The organism is Pseudoalteromonas sp. SCSIO 43095 (assembly GCF_023650455.1).
Lineage (GTDB): Bacteria > Pseudomonadota > Gammaproteobacteria > Enterobacterales > Alteromonadaceae > Pseudoalteromonas > Pseudoalteromonas tetraodonis.
Window position 1 is genome coordinate 1,888,854 of record NZ_CP087995.1, and the last position, 22,190, is coordinate 1,911,043.

At 40.7% G+C, this 22,190-nt stretch carries 20 protein-coding genes; 7 read left to right on the forward strand and 13 right to left on the reverse strand.

What is annotated here, in order from left to right; all coding sequences use genetic code 11:
* Window positions 1-29: 29 nt before the first annotated feature.
* The 4 genes from LOC50_RS08965 to LOC50_RS08980 form a co-directional block, all read right to left on the reverse strand.
* The gene (locus tag LOC50_RS08965) at window positions 30-1,589 is read right to left on the reverse strand and encodes an AbgT family transporter (protein ID WP_214551816.1); all 1,560 of its coding nucleotides are present in this window, start codon (window positions 1,587-1,589) and stop codon (window positions 30-32) included.
* A gap of 142 nt (window positions 1,590-1,731) precedes the next feature.
* Window positions 1,732-2,007, reverse strand: coding sequence for a YfcL family protein (locus tag LOC50_RS08970; RefSeq protein WP_024602794.1), 276 nt, complete (start codon window positions 2,005-2,007; stop codon window positions 1,732-1,734).
* A gap of 3 nt (window positions 2,008-2,010) precedes the next feature.
* Entirely contained in the window at window positions 2,011-3,153 is a 1,143-nt protein-coding gene (locus LOC50_RS08975; RefSeq protein WP_036983192.1) for an ATP-NAD kinase family protein, read from the reverse strand.
* A complete protein-coding gene (locus tag LOC50_RS08980; protein ID WP_036983194.1) occupies window positions 3,143-3,697 on the reverse strand; it encodes an elongation factor P hydroxylase in 555 nt (184 codons plus the stop codon). Before LOC50_RS08980 ends, LOC50_RS08975 begins: the two co-directional genes overlap by 11 nt.
* 212 nt (window positions 3,698-3,909) lie before the next feature.
* Between LOC50_RS08980 and LOC50_RS08985 the strand changes: the two genes are divergently transcribed.
* On the forward strand, window positions 3,910-4,608 hold the full coding sequence (locus tag LOC50_RS08985; protein WP_069440252.1) for a 2'-5' RNA ligase family protein: 699 nt from the start codon (window positions 3,910-3,912) through the stop codon (window positions 4,606-4,608).
* 27 nt (window positions 4,609-4,635) lie between these two features.
* On the opposite strand, the gene LOC50_RS08990 is transcribed toward LOC50_RS08985, so the two are convergent.
* The 4 genes from LOC50_RS08990 to prmB form a co-directional block, all read right to left on the reverse strand.
* Window positions 4,636-5,496 carry an IS982 family transposase gene (locus LOC50_RS08990; protein WP_250653071.1) on the reverse strand — a complete coding sequence of 287 codons (861 nt, stop codon included), beginning with the start codon at window positions 5,494-5,496 and terminating at the stop codon, window positions 4,636-4,638.
* A gap of 133 nt (window positions 5,497-5,629) precedes the next feature.
* Window positions 5,630-6,016, reverse strand: a complete 387-nt coding sequence (locus tag LOC50_RS08995) for a DUF4112 domain-containing protein (protein WP_069440253.1) — start codon at window positions 6,014-6,016, stop codon at window positions 5,630-5,632.
* 127 nt (window positions 6,017-6,143) lie between these two features.
* Window positions 6,144-7,241: a chorismate synthase gene (gene aroC / locus LOC50_RS09000; protein WP_069440254.1), complete on the reverse strand. Its 1,098-nt coding sequence runs from the start codon at window positions 7,239-7,241 to the stop codon at window positions 6,144-6,146.
* 91 nt (window positions 7,242-7,332) lie between these two features.
* Window positions 7,333-8,268, reverse strand: a complete 936-nt coding sequence (gene prmB / locus LOC50_RS09005) for a 50S ribosomal protein L3 N(5)-glutamine methyltransferase (RefSeq protein ID WP_013464520.1) — start codon at window positions 8,266-8,268, stop codon at window positions 7,333-7,335.
* 296 nt (window positions 8,269-8,564) lie between these two features.
* On the opposite strand from prmB, the gene smrB reads away from it, so the two are divergent.
* A complete protein-coding gene (gene smrB, locus LOC50_RS09010) occupies window positions 8,565-9,122 on the forward strand; it encodes an endonuclease SmrB (RefSeq protein WP_016899440.1) in 558 nt (185 codons plus the stop codon).
* Between the two features lie 32 nt (window positions 9,123-9,154).
* A complete protein-coding gene (locus LOC50_RS09015; RefSeq protein ID WP_069440256.1) occupies window positions 9,155-10,078 on the forward strand; it encodes an AEC family transporter in 924 nt (307 codons plus the stop codon).
* 66 nt (window positions 10,079-10,144) lie between these two features.
* Here LOC50_RS09015 and sixA read toward each other — a convergent pair whose 3' ends face one another.
* Window positions 10,145-10,621, reverse strand: coding sequence for a phosphohistidine phosphatase SixA (gene sixA / locus LOC50_RS09020; RefSeq protein ID WP_171034749.1), 477 nt, complete (start codon window positions 10,619-10,621; stop codon window positions 10,145-10,147).
* A gap of 184 nt (window positions 10,622-10,805) precedes the next feature.
* Between sixA and LOC50_RS09025 the strand changes: the two genes are divergently transcribed.
* Window positions 10,806-13,529, forward strand: coding sequence for an insulinase family protein (locus LOC50_RS09025; protein ID WP_250653072.1), 2,724 nt, complete (start codon window positions 10,806-10,808; stop codon window positions 13,527-13,529).
* Window positions 13,530-13,580: 51 nt separating this feature from the next.
* Entirely contained in the window at window positions 13,581-15,821 is a 2,241-nt protein-coding gene (locus LOC50_RS09030) for a sensor domain-containing protein (protein WP_250653073.1), read from the forward strand.
* Here the strand turns inward: LOC50_RS09030 and LOC50_RS09035 are convergent.
* Both LOC50_RS09035 and efpL read right to left on the reverse strand, forming a co-directional pair.
* Entirely contained in the window at window positions 15,818-16,012 is a 195-nt protein-coding gene (locus tag LOC50_RS09035; RefSeq protein ID WP_069440259.1) for a hypothetical protein, read from the reverse strand. The two genes, LOC50_RS09030 and LOC50_RS09035, sit on opposite strands and share 4 nt — an antisense overlap.
* Before the next feature lie 146 nt (window positions 16,013-16,158).
* Complete coding sequence (efpL, locus tag LOC50_RS09040) at window positions 16,159-16,731, reverse strand: elongation factor P-like protein EfpL (RefSeq protein ID WP_024602810.1); 573 nt, start codon at window positions 16,729-16,731, stop codon at window positions 16,159-16,161.
* A 193-nt stretch (window positions 16,732-16,924) separates the two neighbouring features.
* Between efpL and LOC50_RS09045 the strand changes: the two genes are divergently transcribed.
* Entirely contained in the window at window positions 16,925-17,311 is a 387-nt protein-coding gene (locus tag LOC50_RS09045) for an MmcQ/YjbR family DNA-binding protein (protein ID WP_013464512.1), read from the forward strand.
* 86 nt (window positions 17,312-17,397) lie between these two features.
* Here LOC50_RS09045 and fadJ read toward each other — a convergent pair whose 3' ends face one another.
* Window positions 17,398-19,590, reverse strand: coding sequence for a fatty acid oxidation complex subunit alpha FadJ (fadJ, locus tag LOC50_RS09050; protein WP_138627066.1), 2,193 nt, complete (start codon window positions 19,588-19,590; stop codon window positions 17,398-17,400).
* A complete protein-coding gene (gene fadI, locus LOC50_RS09055) occupies window positions 19,590-20,900 on the reverse strand; it encodes an acetyl-CoA C-acyltransferase FadI (RefSeq protein ID WP_013464510.1) in 1,311 nt (436 codons plus the stop codon). Before fadI ends, fadJ begins: the two co-directional genes overlap by 1 nt.
* Window positions 20,901-21,230: 330 nt before the next feature.
* Here fadI and LOC50_RS09060 point away from each other — a divergent pair, with 330 nt between their 5' ends.
* Entirely contained in the window at window positions 21,231-22,187 is a 957-nt protein-coding gene (locus LOC50_RS09060) for an AAA family ATPase (protein WP_138627067.1), read from the forward strand.
* Window positions 22,188-22,190 lie beyond the last annotated feature (3 nt).

The window sequence follows — 22,190 nt, forward strand, 5'->3', positions numbered from 1 at the left end:
GTGAGTGAGGTTTATGAATCAAAATTAAGTTAAGGCGCTACTGCTGGGTACACGTAGCTGGCATCAAGTCCTAATGGGAGACCGAGTGCCCAATACCCCAGCAAGAAGATACTCCAGCCAATCATAAAGGCGATTGAATACGGTAGCATCATCGCGATAAGCGTACCTATGCCTGTACCTTTAACGTATTTTTGACAGTACACCACAACTAGTGGGAAGTATGGCATGAGCGGAGTGATAATATTAGAGCTAGAATCTCCCACGCGGTACGCCGCTTGCGTTAAGTCTGGCGAAATACCGAGTTGCATTAGCATAGGTACAAATACCGGGCCTAACAGTGCCCACTTAGCCGAGCTTGAACCAACAAATAAGTTTACAAAACCAGTTAGGAAAATAATCCCTACTACCGTTACTGAGCTCGGTAACTCCATTGCTTTTAATACTTGAGCCCCTTCAATTGCCAGTAAAGCACCTAGGTTTGATTTACTAAATGCAGCAATAAATAATGAACAAAAGAATGCCATAACAATGTAATACGCCATACCATTCATGGCTTTGCTCATCGCATCTATCATGTCTTTAGAGGTTTTAAAGGTCCCTACAGTAAAACCATATACTGCACCTGGGATCCAAAATAACAAAAATATCAGTGGCACTATTGATTGCATTAGTGGTGAACTAAAATTTGTTAACGAGCCATCGCTGCTGCGCATCGCTGAATCAGCCGGTGCAGATACATACGCTAATAATGCAATACCTGCAATCATTACACTACTTGCAATAAGAAAGGCGCGCTTTTCGTCGCTACGCGCATCTTCAAATGCTGGTAGGTCTTGAGTTTCGCCATCTACTGGTGAATTTTTTAAACGTGGTTCAATAATTTTATCGGTGATATACCAACCTAACAGCACAATAAATAAACTTGATGCTGAAGCAAAGCCCCAGTTATTAAGCGGGTTAATGCTCATTGTCGGATTAATAATTTGTGCTGCACTTTGGGTAAAGCTTTGCAATAGTGGGTCAATTCCAGATGGAATAAAGTTAGCACCAAAGCCACCACTCACCCCAGCAAATGCCGCTGCAATACCGGCAAGCGGATGACGACCGGCGGCAAAAAATATTACCCCAGCAAGAGGTATAACTAACACATACCCTGCATCGGTAGCCGTATGGCTCACAATAGCCACCAAAATAATTGAGGGTGTTAGTAATTTTCTAGGCGTTACTTTGAGCATTAATTTAAGGCCGGTATTAATAAAGCCCGAATGCTCTGCAACGCCCACACCTAGCATTGCAACCAGCACTACACCCAGTGGCGCAAAACCGGTGAATGTTTTTACCATAGAAGATAAAAAAGTGGCCAACGAATCGCTGGCAAGCATGTTATTAATGATAATGGCTTCGCCAGTACGAGGGTCTATTGCATCAAATGTGACGCTTGAAAACCACCAAGACAAAAACCAGATTAATAACATGGCAAACAAAAAGATAATTGCTGGATCAGGCAGCTTATTACCTACCCGTTCAACAAAATTTAAAAATCGCGCAACTATGCCCGTTGGCATTGTCGCATTATTATTGTTATTCATTTCACTTATTCCCTAGAATTTAGACTACGCTACTTTAGCGTATCTAAGGAATGAGGTAAATTTTAACTGAGTAAACAAGTTCTTTTTTAGCCACAAAAAAACGCGGCTCAGTGGCCGCGCAGTTATAAATGAATAAAAAAGCTTATGCGAGTGCTTTTACTTCATCCCATATTCTTACTACGAGTGCTTTATCGTCTTCATTAAGTTCGCCATTGCGATAGGCTTTTACTAGGCTTTTTTCAACGGTGTCGTTTAGCTCAGTAATTTCTAAATTTAGCTCCTCAACTTGGGCATACCCTACCGCTAAATCAAAGTGACCACGTAAATAACCGCCGGCAAATAGCTCATCATCAGTGGCTTTTATCACTAAATCATCAAAATATTGCTGCGCAGCATCTATGTAATTTACTAAACTCATGTGTTACTTCTCCTCAAGGTGCAGCCCATCTTGATGACCTACTGCATACATAATATGGTCGTTAAACCCACTGGTTACACGTATATAACCGCTTAATTCATCATCTAACTCGCTATCGCCGGTGTCACAAATTAGCGGTCGGCCATTTAAAGCCTGTAATTTAGTTTTTGTTGCCACTACAATAATATTGTCGCGGCCTATCGCTTTAATTAACGCAGGACTGAGTTGTTGATTACCTCGACCAAAAATATGCCCTTGACCGCCAATCAAGGTGATCACTAATTTTGTCTCACGTCCTGTCGTAAGTTCAAGTAATTGTTGAGCTGTTAAGTCTTGGCCTACTAAAGCTTGATCTTCAACTAAATCAACACCGAGCAGTGTATTCTCAAGCCCCATTTCTTCCATCACCGCGCCAACGGTAGAGCCACTGCCCATGACATAGAGGGTATCGGCATCCATTTCACTGACCACATAAGCGGCAATATCAGCAAGTACCAATTCATCGGTTTCTTTACCGCCATTTTTAACCGCTTGTACATAGCGCACTTCACTGGGTACTTGCATTTCGCCATAACGTTTTGCTTTTACTGTTCCTTGGCGAAAGGCGACTTCATCAATGTCCATCACATCAGCATCGCTTAGCGTTACCAGCTCACCTTTAACTAACATTTCAACTACGCGACCTGCAGCTTTTGGCGTTATGGCATATACTCCAGAGTGAATTTTACACCCCGCAGGAATACCCAACACAGGTACAGAGTCTTCTACAGCATGGCAAATGTTGCGCGCCGTTCCGTCGCCACCAGCAAATAAGATTAAATCTACACCTTGCTGCTGTAATAAACGAGCTGCCGCTTCAGTATCGTCACTGGTTGTGGGTGAGCTACTTTGATAAACCACTTGCGTATTAAAGCCGAGCGATTTTGCTGTGTGCTCCCCCATTTCATCATTAACAGTATAAATAGTAATATTTGACTGATAAGGTACCAGCACTTCAAGTGCAGCTTTAGTGCGGCTATTTGATTTAGGCTCAGCGCCTAATGCAATGGCTTTAGCGGCGGTGTCTTCGCCGTCACTGCCTTTTAACGCCACACTACCGCCCAATCCTGCAACCGGGTTTACAATCAGCCCTAACTTAAACTGCATCTTTTAGCTCCTTGGGAGAATGCCATGAAAACTGCGCAGCATTTAAAGGCCACATGGTGTTATAAAATTTACACAGTGCTTTTAATAATAAGGTTGTTCGCGGGTTAAACCCGTTTTGCAACAACTCTAATAACTTTGCATGAACACGCGATTGAAACGCAAATCGACAAGTTTGCTCACCATTTAAATTATCTATCGATACGTTAAAATCGAACCCAGCAGCCACACTCAATGCCCACTCTATTGCTTGAGGTTTTACCTCTACTGACTCAAACTCTGCTTGCTGTGTAGCATCGCGCCCATCAGGGCAATACCAATAACCATAATCTTCACTTAAACGGCGTTGCGCACCTGCCACTAACCAATGGGCTATTTCATGCAATGCACTGGCATAAAAACCATGGGCAAACACAATTTGATGATACGGGGTTGTATCATTTGCGGGAATATAAATAGGCTCATGCTCACCTTTTACCAAACGCGTGTTATAGCTTTGGTAAAAAGTGTGTTCGAAAATAGAAATTAGATCAGCTACTTGGTGCATAAATACTTCGTATACTCGTTTGAACCCGATGCTTTAAAGACAGATGAAATTAGTATAAAGCACACTAAAAACGAAGCGAATTGTACGTACTTTTATCTACAAAGTAAAAAATTAGCGATGCATTAATTAAGGCTTCCTTACCATACTTTATTTACTGAACGCTTAATTACGCTTACCATACACCAACAAAAAACCTGAATTGACTCACTCTTATGGTTAAACAACACAGCTTTTTATCGTGGCTATTTATCTCTTTTACTTTTTTAACACTCTTGGCTGCTTCTGCCAGCAGTTATGCAAAAAGTATAAGTATTAACGTATTTGCTATTCCTTCTAAGCCTATTGTTGAGTTAGTCGCTAACACCAGCGATGAATTGGCTACGCACCAAATTATTACGTTTTACCAACAAGGGTTACCCGTACACGCCACCTTGTATTTAACGGATTATCCCGTTGACGCACAAAACGAAATTAAGAAAGTGGTAGAGCGTATTGTAAAAGAGCATCAGTCGTTTGAGATAAAAGCCAATGGGTTTAATGTGTCACCAAGTAATTGGGCATTTATAAAATTAGAAAAATCATATCAGTTACAACGCTTAGCCGACGAGGTTACCCTTAATCTTGAGCCGCTTCGCGATCATCAAGCGCTAGTGCCAAGTTGGGTAAAGCATTACCCTAATAAACTTGTGGCTTTTGAACGTTATGGCAGCCCTAATGTATTTCAGAATTTTCAGCCGCATTTAACCCTACTCGCGAATGAACAAAGCCCAGCATTAGCGTTAGTACAAAAAGCACTGCACGCTGAGCCGCCCCAGGCACAAGGTGAAATAATTGGGATTGGAATTGGAGTGTCTGATCAGTTTGGTCAACAAAAAGAAATACTCGCTAAGTACTTTTTTGATGCCAAATAAATAGTTAACCTCAGATCTGCATAAGAATTAAAGCCGAGTCACTTTTATACTCGGCTTTTTAGCCTGAAAAGTATAGGCAATTAATCCAGCCATTAAATTAACCATAAATGAGATGCAGCTGCGGTGCCTTGTGTGGTCTATTTGAGCCATATTTTTCAGCTGGTCGAACACTGTTTCGATGATGAAACGCTTTGATAACATCGCTCTATCCCAAGATGATATTGGCTGACGCTTCATATTACGTCGTTGACCTGTAATAAAATCAATACCTTGCTCAGCAAGTTCCGCTTTTAAGTTTGCAGATACATAACCTTTATCAGCGTATAAACTACCTGCAACATTATCGACCATATCTAATACTGGCTGTCTATCATCAACATTCCCAGCTGTCACTTTTACAGCTAATAAACCCCCTTCATCATTCATGATGAGGTGAAGTTTAAAACCATAAAACCAGCCCATTGTTCCTTTGCCTCGTTTGGCTTCTCCTGCAAAAACTTGGTGGCGAGGAATACGCATGTTGTGACACACCTTGAGAGAAGTGGAATCGATAAATGCAATGCCTGTTGGTTTATCAAAGCGCTGCTTCAGATAGCTACACAGAGCAGGTAACGTGGCCTGAAGTAACTTCAACATACGTGTATAACTGACTAAATCAGGGAAATAATGTCGCCAATACTGACAAACAAATTTGGTGTAGTAAGTTTTAAAATCGCGATAACCTGATTGATGAAAAGCAATTAATATAGTCATCACTTCGCTAGAGGATAGTCGAGATGGCTTAATGCGTTGCTTTTCACCTGATTCTATTAGGTGTTTAAGCCATTGAGGTTCAAACAATAAACAAAAATCATCGACATCTACGTAAATTGCATCTAAGTTATTCATGCCCTTGCCTCGGTAATCTTATGTTTCTTGGTCGAAAGATCTGATCACCGCAAGGGCATTTAGTTCCATTTCTTATGTGCAGCTCAGGTTAGTTAATAACAGGGCTAATTACACACTTTATGACTAATAATATTTATGGGTTTGTGGTTAGCTTATCTGTTAAATGTTTTTTAAGTATGCGGGTGTTACGCGTATTTGCTTTGAACATGGCATCAAAAATATCTCCAAAAAATGGAATGAGCCCGCCAACAAAATCAATCAACATATTTATAATAATACGGCTTTTTACTCGCTTGCTAACATCTAAGCGCTGCGCTTCAATTAGTACATAGCCAGACAAAATAAGTCCCGCTAAATCACCTATTACAGGTAAAAGCCCAATCAGCGACTCAACACCAAATTTAAATTTAGTAAACGGAATACCAATACTGCTATCGGTAAAGCGGCTAAACTCTTCGAGTCGTTTTATGGTGGCTTTATATTCAGCTTGTGTAACGTGAGATTGATTGTTTTTTTGCATACTAACAGCTCTCTTATTTTTAGGTGCGCTGAGCACATTTAAATTATTGAGCGGCAATTAAGATGTATAGCTTGTACATAATAAACGCGCTGGTGCGCGTTTATTATTAATTTATAGTAAATCGCGCTTAGATAGCGCCTTTAATTGGCCCATGTTCGTGATTTACATGCGGGTTTTGACCGCGTTGACGTAGTAAATGATCCATTAAAGTAATGGCCATCATTGCCTCAGCTATCGGAATAGCACGAATGCCTACGCAAGGATCGTGACGACCTTTAGTGATCATCTCAACCGCTTCATTACTCGTGTTAATACTATTACCGGGAATGGTAATACTTGATGTTGGCTTAAGCGCAATGGATGCGATTATATCTTGCCCTGTAGAAATACCTGCCAATACGCCGCCGGCATGATTTGAGGTAAAACCATCAGGGGTTAACTCATCACGATGCTCTGAGCCTTTTTGCTCAACCACATCAAAGCCATCGCCAATTTCAACGCCTTTTACAGCGTTAATACTCATTAATGAATGGGCAAGTTCGGCATCTAGCCTATCAAATACCGGCTCACCTAAGCCAACAGGCACATTTTTAGCTACTACTTTTACTTTAGCGCCAACTGAGTCACCTTGTTTTTTAAGGTCACGCATATATTCATCGAGTGCTTCAAGCTTGCTAACGTCTGGGAAAAAGAATAAGTTATTTTCCACTTCATCCCAATCGTAATTTTCGGCTTTAATTGGCCCTAGTTGGCTCAAACACGCACGTACTTCAATACCATGAAATTGCTTTAAATACTTTTTAGCAATAGCGCCTGCGGCAACCCGAATAGCGGTTTCGCGCGCAGATGAACGGCCACCACCACGGTAATCGCGAAGGCCGTATTTGTGCCAGTAGGTATAGTCACCGTGGCCTGGGCGAAATACATCTTTAATTTTGCCATAATCTTGTGAACGTTGATCGGTATTTTCAATTAATAAACCAATGCTGGTACCAGTGGTTTTACCTTCAAAAACGCCCGCTAAAATTTTGATTTGGTCGCTCTCACGACGCTGCGTGGTATAGCGACTTTGCCCAGGTTTGCGTCTGTCTAAATCGTGTTGTATGTCGGCCTCAGTGATTTCAAGGCCTGCGGGCGTGCCATCCACTACGCCGCCTAATGCAACGCCGTGGCTTTCGCCAAAGGTGGACACTTTAAATAACTGCCCTATGCTATTACCTGCCATTAACTTTCCTCATTCCTAATGACTTATAGCCGAGAATTAACTCGGCTATTGTTTTGCCCAGCCATTTCGGATGAATGGCTAGTACTAATTATTACTGTGCAAAGTAGGCATCTAGTTGTTGTTTGCTAATAACAAACACCCCTAATCCGCCTTGTTCAAACTCAATCCATTCAAATGGTGCACCTGGATACAGTGCATCCATATGTACCATAGAGTTACCTACTTCGACAAATAACAAACCGTTATCTGTTAGATGCTCACTAGCTTGATCTAAAATAGTACGTGTTACATCAAGGCCATCGTGTCCCGATGCTAATCCAAGCTCTGGTTCATGGTGGAATTCACGTGGTAAATCAGCCATATCTTCAGCGTCAACGTACGGTGGATTTGCTACGATTAGGTCGTATTTTTGCCCAGGTACACCACTGAATACGTCAGACTGAATAGGCAGTACGCGGTCACTTAGTTGATAGTCAGTGATGTTAATATCAGCCACTTCAAGCGCTTCATAGGATATATCAACCGCATCAACTTGCGCATTCTCGAACGCTTGTGCCAAGGCAATAGCAATACAACCTGAGCCTGTACATAAATCTAAAATACGCCCTACTGACTCTGGTTTTTCTAACCAAGGGGTGAAGCGATTATTAATAAGCTCAGCAAAAGGTGAGCGAGGAATTAATACGCGTTCATCCACATAAAATGGCATGTTAGCAAACCATGCAATGTTGGTAAGGTAAGGTACTGGGGTAAAATCGTTAATGCGCTCGGCAATTAAGCCCGCTAAACGATTTTTTTCAGTACTGGTTAAACGCGCATGCATCAGCTCTTTGGGTGCATCGATAGGCAAACTAAGCGCCGGTAATAACAAACTTACCGCTTCATCCCATGCGTTATCGGTGCCATGACCAAAGAAAATACCGCTACTTGCAAATTGACTAGTTGTCCAACGAAGCCAATCGTGTAAGGTTGAAAGTTCTGCAACAGCTTCATCTAGGGTTGCTTCTTCTATTAGTAATTCACTCATCAGTGTTATCTGCCTGCTACTTTCAAAAAAAATAAACTCAATCGGGGCGCATCATTGGCCCCATGATTACCCTATTGTATACCCAAGCCACCTTTAGGTGCGAGCGCAGTTAGTGTTAAAAGCGATTTAGGTAAGGCTTTGATTGCAAATAATAGTCACTCTATTGTGCAAATCAATAACGCAGTATAAATCGCTTTTAAACTAACCTTAATGGCGCTGTACTATGTACCTCAAAGCTGCTTGGGTATCACACCTTTTTACTCGATTTTTACCGCTTTTTTGTTTAAACTGCCGCTATGAAAAAAGATCCCCACTCAAACAGCCTAATTAGTCCTGACGACATTGACTTGTTTCGTCAAAGTATCAGTGGTGCGCGTGTATTTAAACAAGACACTCACCGTTTTAGCAATAAACCTAAAGTGTCACAAGCGAAGCAATTTGCCCAGCAAAAAAAGCAACAACAGTCAGAATTTTTCTTTTCTGATGAATATGTGCCCGATATAGACACGCATGGTACCGTTAATTATGTACAACAGGGTCAGGATCGTTTTTTAGCCAAACAACTTCGTCGAGGGGATTTTATTCCTGATTTAACCCTCGACCTGCATGGCTTAAATAAAGAGATAGCCAAAGATGAACTCGCAGGGCTTATTCATGAGTGCAAAAAAAAGCATTACTATTGTGCCTGTGTTGTACACGGAATTGGCGGCCATATCCTCAGGCATAAAGTACCGCAATATTTAGTGCAACACCCCGACGTTATTGCTATGCACCAAGCTCCGCTTGAGTATGGCGGTAAAGGGGCGGTACTCATATTAATTAACTTACCGCAAAGTGATGAGTTTAGACGCTGAGCACTAGAGCCAATCAATAAGAGCCTTTTTTAGTGCATATATTTTCGATTATATTTCCGCTTATTTTTATTGTGTTATGCGGCTACATAGCAAGCCGAAGTCAGTTTTTAGAACGCATTCATATAACGGGGCTCAGTAAATTTACTTTTTACATTAGTGTACCGAGTTTTTTATTTTTAAATATGGCCCAGGCAGACTTAAAAACCAGCGTGAGCTTAAATGGCTTTTTAAGCTTTTATATTCCCGTTATTTTAATTTATTTTTTTGCGCTCATTATTGACCGCTACACTCTCTCTAAGCATCCTCAATATGAACGTCACAGTGTATTTGCCCTTGGCAGTAGTTATTCAAATACCGTATTGGTGGGCTTGCCCATTATTATTGCAGCATTGGGTGAGCAAATGATGGGCATTATTTTTATGATCATCACCTTTCATAGCGCGCTATTGTTCACCCTTACCTTTTTAATTAGTGCAAACAGTGCCAGTCATGTGTTTTCTTGGTCAACATTTGCCAAAAATATGTTACTCAATCCTGTCGTATTGAGTATTAGCATGGGTTTATTGGTAAATTTAGCAGGGATTACTTTATTTGCTGATTTAAGTAATGGCTTAGCGCTTTTAGCTAAACCTGCCATTGCCTGTGCGTTATTTGTATTAGGTGCAAATTTAGCTTTTTATAAAATTAGCGATAACTGGCAAGCGGCAGCTATTGCCAGCCTGTTAAAGCTAGTTATATTGCCCGCCTTGGTATTAGTGTTAGGCTCACATGTATTTGCTATTAATGAGTCGCTGTTAAAAGTACTCGTATTATTGAGCGCATCGCCCTTGGGAGTTAATGCGTACTTAATTGCATGCCAAATAAAACAACATCAAGATACGTTAGCCAGTGCGGTTGTTTTATCGACAGTTTTGAGTGTGGTGAGTTTTAGTATGTGGTTAACAATTCTACTGTAGACAAATACCTAAAAGTAGTAGCATTTACCTAACAGAAAGTGGCTTAGCTAAATGCTAATTTACACGCTATGTATCTACATTCGCTGGTGCATTGATGGTGATATAATCACTTTTATGGCGAGTTTCATCATAACTAATTTGTGCAACAGCGCCGGTATTAAAAATAGGCATGTGCCCAGCACACAACTGATCAACCAAATAGCTCACCATAGGCATATGGGCAACCACAAGCCAGGTATCGCATTCTGGATGAAGCGCGATTAACGTTTCTAAATAATCTGCAGCAACCTGCGGGTTACCTTCAGGAATAATATCTTGGCAGGTCTCTTCAAATAAAAAGGTATTATTTTTTTTAACACCCTCAGCTGTTTGCTGCGCTCTTACATAAGGACTCACTAATAACCCCGTTGGAGCATGCTTTTTTTGTAACCACAGCCCCATTTTTTCTACCTGCTGATGGCCCAAAGGAGTCAAATTTCTACTGACATCATCAGAGTGCATCGGTATTGCTTCACCATGACGCATTATCAAGATTGTTTTCATAAAAAATCAACCAATTAAAGAATATAAAACAGTAGCCAGTTTGCTCGAATTTCCGCTATATTAATAACTCAAACCTATTTATTTTCTTAAAATAGTTCTTTCATGATGTTCAGGTAAATAGCATTGCATTCCTGAAGTTATCATCTGTTGTTAACAATTATACGTTTAGTTTCAGGAGCATCATTTGAAAATCAGCACTAATGATAACAGAGCTTACCGCACACTAACACTGGACAATGGTCTAAAAGTACTTTTAGTGCACGATCAAGACTCAGCAAAAGCTGCCGCATCCATGGCTGTTAACGCTGGTCACTTTGATGATCCGCTTGATAGACAAGGCCTAGCGCACTTTTTAGAGCATATGTTGTTTTTAGGCACTGACCTTTATCCTGAATCAGGAAGTTTTAATAATTTTGTCTCGCAGTCTGGTGGCAATACCAACGCGTGGACTGGCACAGAGCATACCTGCTATTTCTTTGATATTAATAACCATCATATTGAAACAGCATTAGCGCAATTTAGTCGGTTTTTTATAGCGCCCAGACTAAACCCCGCTGAAACAGAAAAAGAACGTAATGCTATTGAGGCTGAGTTTAAATTAAAAATTAAAGACGATGGCCGTCGAATTTATCAAGTGCATAAAGAAACGGTTAACCCAAAACATCCTTTTGCTAAGTTCTCAGTGGGAAACTTGCAAACATTAGCAGATAGAAAGCGCTGTATTAGTGATGAATTACGTGACTTTTTTAATCAGCATTACCAAGCTCAGTGGATGACTTTAGTGATTTGTGCCAATGAGTCATTAGATACACTTGAGGCATGGGCAACCCAGTATTTCGCCCAGATAAAGGGAGATAAACACCAATTAAAGCCACCTATAGAAGCGCCGCTTTATCGCAGCCAAGACTTGGGTAAGTTGCTTCATATTGAACCACACAAACACGTACAAAAGTTGATTATTAGCTTTGCCATGCCAAACATTGACGATTTTTATCGTCATAAAACGGTCAGCTTTATTGCGCACTTACTAGGTTATGAGGGGCAAGGCTCGTTATATTCTGTGCTTAAAGAGCAAGGTTGGATCAATGCCCTCTCTGCAGGTGGCGGAATTAATGGCAGTAATTTTAAAGACTTTAATATTAGTATGGCGCTGACCGATGAAGGCATTGAATACTACGAAGATATTATTGAGATGGTGTTTGAATACATTTGTTTAATCAATAACAACACCAGCAAATTACCTCGCCTATATCAAGATAAGCAAAAACTATTACAAATCGCATTTGATAACCAAGAAAAGTCTCGCCTAATTGATTGGGTCAGTAATTTAAGTATTAACATGCAACACTACGATGAAGTTAATTACTTACAGGGTGACTATTTAATGGAGGGCTTTAAAGCCAGCGCGCATGAAATGGCTATGCAGTGGTTAACTCCGCACAACATGCGTTTAGTGCTTATTCATCCTGATGTAGAGCCTGAACACACAGCTGCTTGGTATAACACCCCCTATAAAATTGAAAAATTGTCGCTACATTGGCTCAAAGCACTTGCACAGATTAGCCAGCCACAAAGTGAAATGCTATTGCCCACGGCTAATCCTTATTTAGCTAAAGATGTCATTTTATATCCGGTTGAATCACAGCAACGACATCCAACATTACTGGTAAAAGAAGCAGGCTTTGACTTTTGGTTTAAACAAGACGCCACCTTTAGAGTCGCCAAAGGGCATTTTTATTTAGCCATGGACTCTGACTTTGCAGTAAAAGACGTGAAACATATGGCACTGACGCGGTTATTCTCAGATTTATTCATGGACAGTGTTGGCGAACAGTTTTACCCAGCGGAACTTGCGGGCTTAAGTTATCACTTAACCTCTCATCAAGGTGGCTTAACGCTTCACACTGCGGGGCTTTCTTCAAGCCAACTCGAATTAGTCGATCAGCTGATTGATGCACTATTTAACGTAAAAATTTGTGCCAAACGCTTTGCAGAATATAAAAAGCAATTAGTTAGACATTGGCGAAATAGCAATCAAAACAAACCCGTTAGTGAGCTATTTAGTATTTTAGGCGCTAAAATAATGCCGTGGAATCCTAAGCCTGACGAGTTAGCAAATGCACTCAAAGACACCTGTTTCCATCAGTTTAATGAATTTAGACAAGCGTTTTTTAATGCCCTTCATGTTGAGTCTTTTTTACATGGTAATTGGCAGCAAAATGATGCGCTTGAGTTTCAAAAGAAGGTCGCTCAGCACCTTAAAAAATCAGCCGTTATCAACGATTTAAAGCGCCCACTTTATGAAATTACTAAAGTGACTCGCTACGAGCTTGAACTTGCCTGCAGCGATAATGCCATGGTGATTTACTACCAAGCACAAAGCGATGACGTTATTGAAAAAGTGAAAATGATGGCGCTAAATCATTTAATTAATCAAGATTACTTTAATGAACTCAGAACCACGCAACAACTCGGTTATTTAGTAGGCGCAGGATACGCTCCTTTTAATACCCGTGCTGGTATTGCCTTTTATATACAATCACCAAAATTTGAGCCCACCACGTTACTGCACAGACATAATTTATTTATTAGCCAGTATTTAGCAATAATTAATGAACTAACAGAACAAGACTGGCTGCAACAAAAACATGGATTAACAACCCATATTGCTGAAAAAGACAAAAATTTGCGTTTACGTTCACAACGTTTATGGCTTGCTATAGGTAATGGCGATCATCGGTTTAATATGCAGCAACGCCTGCTGGATTCTTTAAACGCATTAACGCTTGAAGATTTAAAAGCCTACGCCGCTGAAATTTTTAATGCAGATCGCCCAAGATATGAGCTTTTAAGTGCCAAATCTGTGAATTCGTCTGAGAAACTACCACTTCATTCGCATTCTCTTTGACTCTTGCTCGCGCTTGATTTAGATTGTCTTTTGTTAATAAGAAGTAAGACAATGAAAAAAATAAAAATAATAAAATATATTCTATTGTTGGCCTCTTTGGCCACAGCCTACTCTGCGAGTGCATTCGAGTCATCGTTTAACTTGAATTTAAATGCGTTGGTCGTGAGCGTGTGCGCAATAATGTTGTTAGTTGTAGTTTATTTGTTAACGATTGTTCACTCACTCAAGCGTTCACACTCTCAATTACAGCTTTCTGAAAAACGATTAAAAAGTACCGTAGAAGGCAGTGGTGACACTCTATGGGATTGGAATATCAAAACCGGTAAAGTTATTCGTATCAATGACAAATACGTGATGAATAGTAATAACCTAGTAGAATTTCCACCGAATAAAAGCTTGATCCATCCCCGCGATTTAACCCATGTTGATTACCTACTAAAAAAACACTTTGCCGAAGAAAGTACTTTTTTTGAAGCAACTTATCGTATTAAAGACAGCTTTGGTAAATGGCACTGGGTGCTCGACCGCGGAAAAATCATTGAAAAAGACGCTAACCTAAGCCCACTGCGAATGACTGGCATAGTCAGAGATATCTCGCAGTTAAAATCAACGGAAGATCGACTTAACTTATTTGCAAAATGTGTTGAGTCACTCACTGATGCGCTGGCCATTTATGATAAAGACTTTAGGCTGGTGGATATTAACCCAAGCTTTTTAACTTTGTTTGGCGGCGTACGCGAGCAATACCTAAAGAAAGAGTTTCATTTAGCCGGTTACGACAAAAGCTATATAGAATCCATAAAAAACACCGTTAGAAAGCACGAACATATTCAAGAAGAAGTAAAGCTTCGCAATAGCGATCATGCTCTGCTGCCATTTGAAATTTCAATAGATGAAATTAAAAACGCACAAAATCAAATAACCAATTATGTGGTGGTGTATTCAGATTTAACCGAGCGTAAAAAAACCGAGTCTGAGCTCAATAATTTATCTAATCGAGATCGCACCACCAGCTTACCTAACCGTAATTTGTTTTTTTCTGACTTACAAAAACTCGCAAAGCAGCATTCTCATCATGCATTACTCGTATTTGATTTAGATAACTTTAAAAAGATAAACGACTCATTAGGCCATCAATTAGGTGATAGTTTACTGGCAAAGCTTGCTATGCGTTTAAATAAGCTCACCCGTGAAAATGACGTATTTTATCGCCTTGGCGGCGATGAATTTGCGCTAGTTATGTCAAACACCAACGATATTCTCACTATCACTCGCATGGCTAAACAGTTTTTGGCGGCCATAGCTACACCATTTAAAATGGCAGGCCATGAACTTGCTATCACCTCAAGCGTTGGTATAGTACTGTTCCCCGAAGATGGTAACACCCCCGAAATACTATTAAAGAACGCCGATACTGCGATGTATCATGCTAAAAAGAAAGGCAATAGCTACCTGTTTTTTAATGACACCATGAACCGCCAAGCAGTAAAACGACTGCAAATAGAAAACCTAATGCGCTTTGGCTTAAAAGAAGATCATTTTGAGGTGTATTACCAGCCTAAAATGAATATTCGTACTGGTAAGCTTGCTGGAATGGAAGCGTTGGTGCGTTTTATTACCCCGAAAAAGGGGGTTATTAGCCCAGGGGTATTTATTCCAATTGCCGAAGAAACAGGGCAAATTATTGAAATTGGTGAAGTAGTTTTAAACAAAGCTTGTCGCGATGTAAAACAGTGGCTAGATGCAGGTTTATTTAATGCCCGTGTTGCTGTTAACTTATCAGCAAAACAATTTAGCCTACCCGATTTAACCTCGCGCATAGATGTGATTTTACAAAAAAATGAACTACCCTCGTACTTTTTAGAGCTTGAGATAACTGAAGGCACCGTAATGGACGATCCACAAGAAGCCATTGCGATTATGCGCTCTTTAAGTGCCCGTGGAATTCACTTAGCAATGGATGACTTTGGTACCGGCTATTCATCACTTGCGTATTTAAAGCAGTTTCCACTCAATACGCTTAAGGTAGATAAAGCCTTTATCGATGATATGAAGACTGAACGTGGCCGCAATATGGTGGACTCTATCGTCACTATTGCGCATAACCTTGATTTGCATGTAGTTGCCGAAGGGGTGGAGCAAGCGTCGCAAATAAGCATACTTGAAGAGCTAAACTGTGAAACACTGCAGGGTTATTACTACTCTAAGCCACTGTCAAAAGATGAATTTACTGCGTTTTTAAAACAACAAAAAAGCCAATCAAAACTCAGTTTAATTAGAGCGACCAGTTAAGCACGCCATAGACACGCATTTACACCTATATTGCGTATCAATGCACGTCGATAATGCATATTAAACAAGCACCAAGCAACAGGACCAAACACGCCACCTAAAAATAACCAGCGTTTAACAGGCATGCCCTTTTTAATGGTTTCTAAATACATAAGCGCTATAAATACACCGCTAAGCAAAACAAATAACACCACCACCTCAACCAGTTCAAAAATAAGGCGCGTATAATAGCGTTAAACTGGCGAAAATTAAAGCAACACATTATTTGACCGTTACTCAGACACAAAAAAGCCGAGCAACTTAAATACTCGGCTAATCAATATAGATTTATAGCGGCTTACTTGTCAGCACGGCCCATAAACTTATGCTCTGCAGTATTAATACGGATGCGATCGCCCGTAGAAATATGCTCTGGCACTTGAATAGTTAAGCCGGTTGATAAACGAGCAGGCTTTGAACGCGCGCTGGCTGAAGCACCTTTAATTGAAGGGTCGGTTTCCTCAACTACAAGCTCAACACTTGAAGGAAGATCAAGCCCAACTGGCGCACCATCAATCACAATAACATGCACGCCCTGGGTCTCTTCGTTAACAAACTGAATCTCTTCAGCTATCGCGTCTTTAGCCAAGTTGTAAGGCGTATAATCTTCGTTATCCATAAAGACATACTCATCGCCATCAATGTACGACAGCATCGCTTCACGACGGGTTAAATCTGCAAGGTTAAGCATGTCGCTGTCTTTGAATGTTTCGTCAACTTTGCTACCCGTTACTACATCGTATAAACGCATACGGTATAAACTACCACCGGCACGACCTTGTGGTACAGAACGTACGATATCTTTTACTACTAATACACGGCCATTAAAGTCAATAGCCGTCCCTTTTTTAACATCACTTGCCTTTGGCATGGGTGAATTCCTATTGTTTTTTTGATTGCGAGAAACATACCACGAAACTGATTTTGTTCAACAATAAAGTGATATGATTAGCTTCTTACTTCGTACTGACTCATAAATCTGTAATTTAGACTTAAACTCATGTTATTTAGTAGCAAAAAGCTGCTATGGTAAAGTTATCGATTATGACCTCAAGGAATGGCTCATGAACCAACAAACTGTACATACCTATTTAATGAACAAGCCGTTAGTTAAACTAACCCAGCCTTTTGCTAAAGATGTTGATGTGTATAAAGTAAACCATAAGATGTTCGCCACCCTAGCACTGAGCAATGAAGGTGAAACCGATGAAAACGGCGAACCTATTTGGTGGCTAAACTTAAAGTGCGACCCTGATGAAGCGCAATCATTACGAGATATTTTCCCTGCCGTTATTCCTGGTTATCATATGAATAAACGCCTTTGGAATACCGTGATTTTAGATGGCTCAGTACCACAGGGTGAAATTGAGCGTATGATTGATAACTCGTTTAATTTGGTGGTCGACAATATGCCTGATAAAGATAAAAAGGCCATTGAAGCGTTACTGTAAATAAGCGTCTATATCTCTATATTTACTGATAATCAAACATAAAAAAAGCCGCATAATTTGCGGCTTTTTTACGTTAACTTAAAACATTAATCTTTGTGCTCAGTTTTCTCATTTTGAGTATCAGTCGATTTATCATCTGCCTGCTCTAACTCAACTTCAGCTGTTTTAGCGGCTGTAGTGTAAAACTTATCGCCTTTATCAGCCATTGCAACCAGTGATTCACAGGGTGCAAAAATCGCATTGCTGTTAGCCAGAGTAGACATATCAGAGCTAATTTTACCTGCGCCTAATTTATCCATATAGCTAAACGGGCCACCTAAGAACGGTGGGAAACCAATACCAAAAATAGCACCAATATCACCATCACGCGGGCTGGCAATAATATCGTCATCTAAACAGCGAACGGCCTCATTAAGCATTTGTGAGATACAACGCTTAGCAATTTCGTTTTTATTTAGACGTGGAGCTGGGGTTACACCTAGTAACTCATAGACTGACTCATCAACCTTTTTGCCTTTCTTGTCGTATTCATAAAAACCACGACCCGTTTTACGGCCTAAGCGTTTTGAATCAATCATGCGCGAGAAAGCATCTGGGCCTTTAAAACGCTCACCCAATTCTTTTTCAAGAATTGGCGCGATTTTAGAACCAATATCAATACCGACTTCATCAAGCAGTGCCAACGGCCCTACTGGAAAACCAAACTCAACTAAGGCTGCGTCAATTTTTTCAATTGGCTCACCGGCAAGCATTAAGTTTGCCGCCTCATTCAGGTATGGCGCTAAAATACGGTTTACGTAAAAACCGGCCATGTCTTTTACCACAATTGGCGTTTTACCTTGCTTACGCGCAAAGTTAACTACACGAGCAATCGTTTCTTTTGAGGTGCCTTCGTGAGGAATAATTTCTACCAGTGGCATTTTCTCTACTGGTGAGAAATAATGTAAACCAATTACATTTTCAGGGCGTTCTGCTTTTGCTGCAATTTGCGAAATAGGTAATGACGAAGTATTACTTGCGAAAATAGTATTCGCTTGGCAATGCTGCTCTACATCAGCAACCATACCTTGCTTCAGTTCTAAATCTTCAAATACGGCTTCTATCACTAAATCTATGTGTTTAAAACCGCTGTAATCGGTAGTGCCGGTAATGCGGTTCATCGTTAACTGCATATCGGCTTTAGACATAATACGGCGTTTAAGACGCTTATCTAAAATTTTGTATGTGTAGTTCATGGCATTACTTATGCCCTGCTCTGCCACATCTTTAATACGCACCGGCAATTTAGCTTTAACCGCACTCACATGGGCAATACCTGCGCCCATTAAGCCACCACCTAACACGGCAGTTTTACTAATCGCGGGAGCATCATCATTGCGCCATTCTTTTTTCATTTCAGTGGTTGCAAAGAAAATGCCGCGCAGTGCTTTAGACTCATCACTCATTACCAATGTGGCAAAACCTTCTGCTTCGGTTTTATACGCTTTCATTTCGTCAAGCTCTACGCTTGCACGTACCGCTTTAATAATTGCAAGCGGCGCAGGGTAATGACCACCGGTTTTTTTAAGAACGTTTTCTTTAGCTTTTTTAAAGATAAAGTTACGGCCAAACGGGTTTGATTCTAATAACTTACTGATCTTATCAAGTTTAGGCTCTTTAGCTTGTGGCTTTTTCTTCGCCGCAAACTCTTTAGCCACTTTTAACAGTACGCTTTGTGGTACACAATCATCCAATACACCGGCTTTTTTAGCTTGTTTAGGACGAATTTGTTTACCGGTTAGCATCCACTCGAGGGCTTTTTGAATGCCCACGATTTTAGTTAAGCGCTGTGTACCACCACCGCCAGGTAATAAACCTAGTTGTACTTCTGGTAAACCAATTTTAGTTAAATCGCTATCTGTACCTACGCGGTAATCACAGGCTAAAGCAAATTCTAAACCGCCACCAAGTGCTGCGCCATGTATAGCACTAACTGTGGTGTACGGAAGCTTTTTCATATCAAAAAATGCTTGATGGCATAATTCGCTAATAGCTAATGCATCTTCACGCTTTTGCACGTTGTCTAGCATTTTAACATCGGCACCAGCAATAAAGTTATCGCTTTTACCACTAATAAATACCATACCTTTAACTGCGTGCTCTTTAGCTTGTGCTAATAATGCTTTTAAATCATCAGCAAAGCTATCTCGCAGGGTGTTCATTTTTTCACCCGGTACATCAATTGTCACTACGGCTATTTTGTTATCATCAACCGTTAAATTAAATACTGAATCTGTCATTACGCACTCTCCAATACAAAGGCTGCACCTAAACCACCCGCAGCACAGGCAGTCGTTAACGCTAAACCACCGCCACGACGCTTAAGCTCGTATAAACTTTGTGTAATTAAACGCGCGCCGGTTGCCGCAAATGGATGACCATATGCAAGCGAGCCGCCGTTCACGTTAAACTTATCCATGTTAATTTCACCTATGGCTTTATTACGCCCTAAGTGCTCTTGTGCAAATTTATCTGAAGCAAACATTTTCATATTCGCTAAGGTTTGCGATGCAAACGCTTCATGCATTTCAATAAGGTCTAAATCAGCTAACGTAATACCCGCTCTATCAAGTGCGATAGGCGTTGAGTGAGCCGGCCCCATTAGCATGTCTTTTTCTACGCCAATGGCTGAGAACGCAAAACTACGCACATAACCTAAAATTTCATAACCCAAAGCTTTGGCTTTGCTTTCGCTCATCATTAACACTGCGGCTGCGCCATCAGTTAGTGGGGTTGCATTGGCAGCAGTGACTGAGCCGTGTTGACGGTCAAATACAGGCTTAAGCTTGGCGTAACCTTCAACCGTTGAGTTTTTACGGATATTATTATCTTCTTCAATAAAGCTTTTATAAGGCGGTAAATGAGCCGTCATTACTTCATCTTTTAACTTGCCATCAGCCCAAGCTTGCGTTGCCAGTGAGTGAGAACGATGCGCTAAAGCATCTTGATCTTCACGGCTAATGTTATGGGTTTTAGCCATTTGCTCGGCTGTTTGTCCCATTGATAAACCCGTTGAGTACTCAGCAACCGCTGGCGGCACTGGCAATAAATCTTTTAAACGTAGTTTTGAGAATATTTTTAAACGCTGACCAAGCGTACGTGCTTTGTTTAAATCAACTAAGCTACCCGCTAATTTTTTACTTACACCAATTGGCAATACAGACGATGAATCGGCACCACCGGCAATTCCTACGCTTACAGAGCCTGCCATAATTGATTCGGCAACGTTTGCTATCGCTTGAAAACTCGTCGCACAAGCACGCGATACAGAGTATGCATCAACCGATACTGGCATCCCAGTACCCAATACAATTTCACGCGCAATATTTGGCGCTTCTGGCATTTGTACTACTTGCCCAAAAACCAATTGATCGATTTCTGACTTGTCGAAATTTAATCGCTCAAGCATTTCATTAACCACTAGCTTACCCATATCCAATGCTGGTACATGGTGGAACGCAGTCGCTTGCTTAGCAAAAGGAGTACGTAAGCCGCTTACAATGGCAATACGGTCGCCTTTTGGTGTTTTAAGTATGTTTTGCTCAGACATTTATTATTCTCTCCCGCTGACAGGTCAGACCTGTATGTTTTCTCCGATTCTAAACAACCCGTGTGATAAAGCCAATAGATAAAGGTAAATAAATACAAAAGCGCCATTGTATATCACTACATACATTGTATGAGGGTAATACAATAGGCTTTTTTAGCTGGTTTTACAAAGTTTTATGTTAGGCTAAAAAATCGTTAAAAAATAACGAACTATTTTTAAAAAATCAGTCTAACTCTTGAGTTATCCACTTATAAACCTTATAACTAGCTCAGTATTTGTTACCTAACCAATTTAGGTATTATTTAAGCTGACGAGGACAGTCCACTTATTATGGCAGCTAACGCATTTTCACAATTAAAAACGTACTTAGATACACAAATCATTGGCCAGCCAGCGCTTACTCAAGCTCTTTTAATTGCTATATTAGCCGATGGCCACTTACTTGTTGAAGGCCCTCCAGGGCTTGCAAAAACACGTGCCGTAAATGCGCTTGCAAAAGGTATTGAAGGGTCGTTTCAGCGTGTTCAGTTTACCCCTGATTTATTACCAGCCGATGTGACCGGCACCGATATTTATCGCCAACAAACCAGTGAGTTTGTGTTTGAAAAAGGCCCTTTATTTCATAACCTTATTTTAGCGGATGAAATAAACCGAGCACCAGCAAAAGTACAATCGGCATTATTAGAAGCGATGGCCGAGCGCCAAGTCACGGTAGGCAAAAACACCTATCCACTCAGTGACCTGTTTTTAGTGATGGCAACACAAAATCCGCTTGAGCAAGAAGGTACTTACCCGCTACCAGAAGCGCAATTAGACCGTTTTTTAATGCACCTAAATATTAATTACCCAGGTGCTGAGCATGAGCTTGATATTTTACGTTTGACCCGTGGTGAAGCACTTAATGATGAAGCCCCAGTGCTTGAGCAAATTTCACAACCCGATTTGTTTGCTGCGCGAAAAGCAATTTTAGGTCTGTATTTGGCCGAGCCATTAGAGCAGTACTTAGTTCAGTTGATTATTGCTACTCGAGAAGGCGCAAACTTAGATGAGCAACTTGGCCGCTGGATTGAATACGGCGCAAGCCCTCGCGCTACTATCGCTCTTGATAAATGTGCCCGCGCTCATGCGTGGCTAAGTGGCCGTGATTTTGTATCACCTGACGATATACAAGCTGTTGTACATAATGTATTGCGCCATCGTATTATTTTAAGTTACGAAGCACAGGCCGATGGTATTACAAAAGATCAGGTCATTAGCCGTATTGTTGAACTAGTCGCAGTACCTTAAGTT

Bases quoted from the DNA above. Each gene is read 5' to 3' on its own strand.
- LOC50_RS08965 (WP_214551816.1), bottom strand. From the start codon at position 1,589: ATGAATAACAATAATAATGCGACAATGCCAACGGGCATAGTTGCGCGA.
- LOC50_RS08970 (WP_024602794.1), bottom strand. From the start codon at position 2,007: ATGAGTTTAGTAAATTACATAGATGCTGCGCAGCAATATTTTGATGAT.
- LOC50_RS08975 (WP_036983192.1), bottom strand. From the start codon at position 3,153: ATGCAGTTTAAGTTAGGGCTGATTGTAAACCCGGTTGCAGGATTGGGC.
- LOC50_RS08980 (WP_036983194.1), bottom strand. From the start codon at position 3,697: ATGCACCAAGTAGCTGATCTAATTTCTATTTTCGAACACACTTTTTAC.
- LOC50_RS08985 (WP_069440252.1), top strand. From the start codon at position 3,910: ATGGTTAAACAACACAGCTTTTTATCGTGGCTATTTATCTCTTTTACT.
- LOC50_RS08990 (WP_250653071.1), bottom strand. From the start codon at position 5,496: ATGAATAACTTAGATGCAATTTACGTAGATGTCGATGATTTTTGTTTA.
- LOC50_RS08995 (WP_069440253.1), bottom strand. From the start codon at position 6,016: ATGCAAAAAAACAATCAATCTCACGTTACACAAGCTGAATATAAAGCC.
- aroC (WP_069440254.1), bottom strand. From the start codon at position 7,241: ATGGCAGGTAATAGCATAGGGCAGTTATTTAAAGTGTCCACCTTTGGC.
- prmB (WP_013464520.1), bottom strand. From the start codon at position 8,268: ATGAGTGAATTACTAATAGAAGAAGCAACCCTAGATGAAGCTGTTGCA.
- smrB (WP_016899440.1), top strand. From the start codon at position 8,565: ATGAAAAAAGATCCCCACTCAAACAGCCTAATTAGTCCTGACGACATT.
- sixA (WP_171034749.1), bottom strand. From the start codon at position 10,621: ATGAAAACAATCTTGATAATGCGTCATGGTGAAGCAATACCGATGCAC.
- LOC50_RS09030 (WP_250653073.1), top strand. From the start codon at position 13,581: ATGAAAAAAATAAAAATAATAAAATATATTCTATTGTTGGCCTCTTTG.
- efpL (WP_024602810.1), bottom strand. From the start codon at position 16,731: ATGCCAAAGGCAAGTGATGTTAAAAAAGGGACGGCTATTGACTTTAAT.
- LOC50_RS09045 (WP_013464512.1), top strand. From the start codon at position 16,925: ATGAACCAACAAACTGTACATACCTATTTAATGAACAAGCCGTTAGTT.
- fadJ (WP_138627066.1), bottom strand. From the start codon at position 19,590: ATGACAGATTCAGTATTTAATTTAACGGTTGATGATAACAAAATAGCC.
- fadI (WP_013464510.1), bottom strand. From the start codon at position 20,900: ATGTCTGAGCAAAACATACTTAAAACACCAAAAGGCGACCGTATTGCC.
- LOC50_RS09060 (WP_138627067.1), top strand. From the start codon at position 21,231: ATGGCAGCTAACGCATTTTCACAATTAAAAACGTACTTAGATACACAA.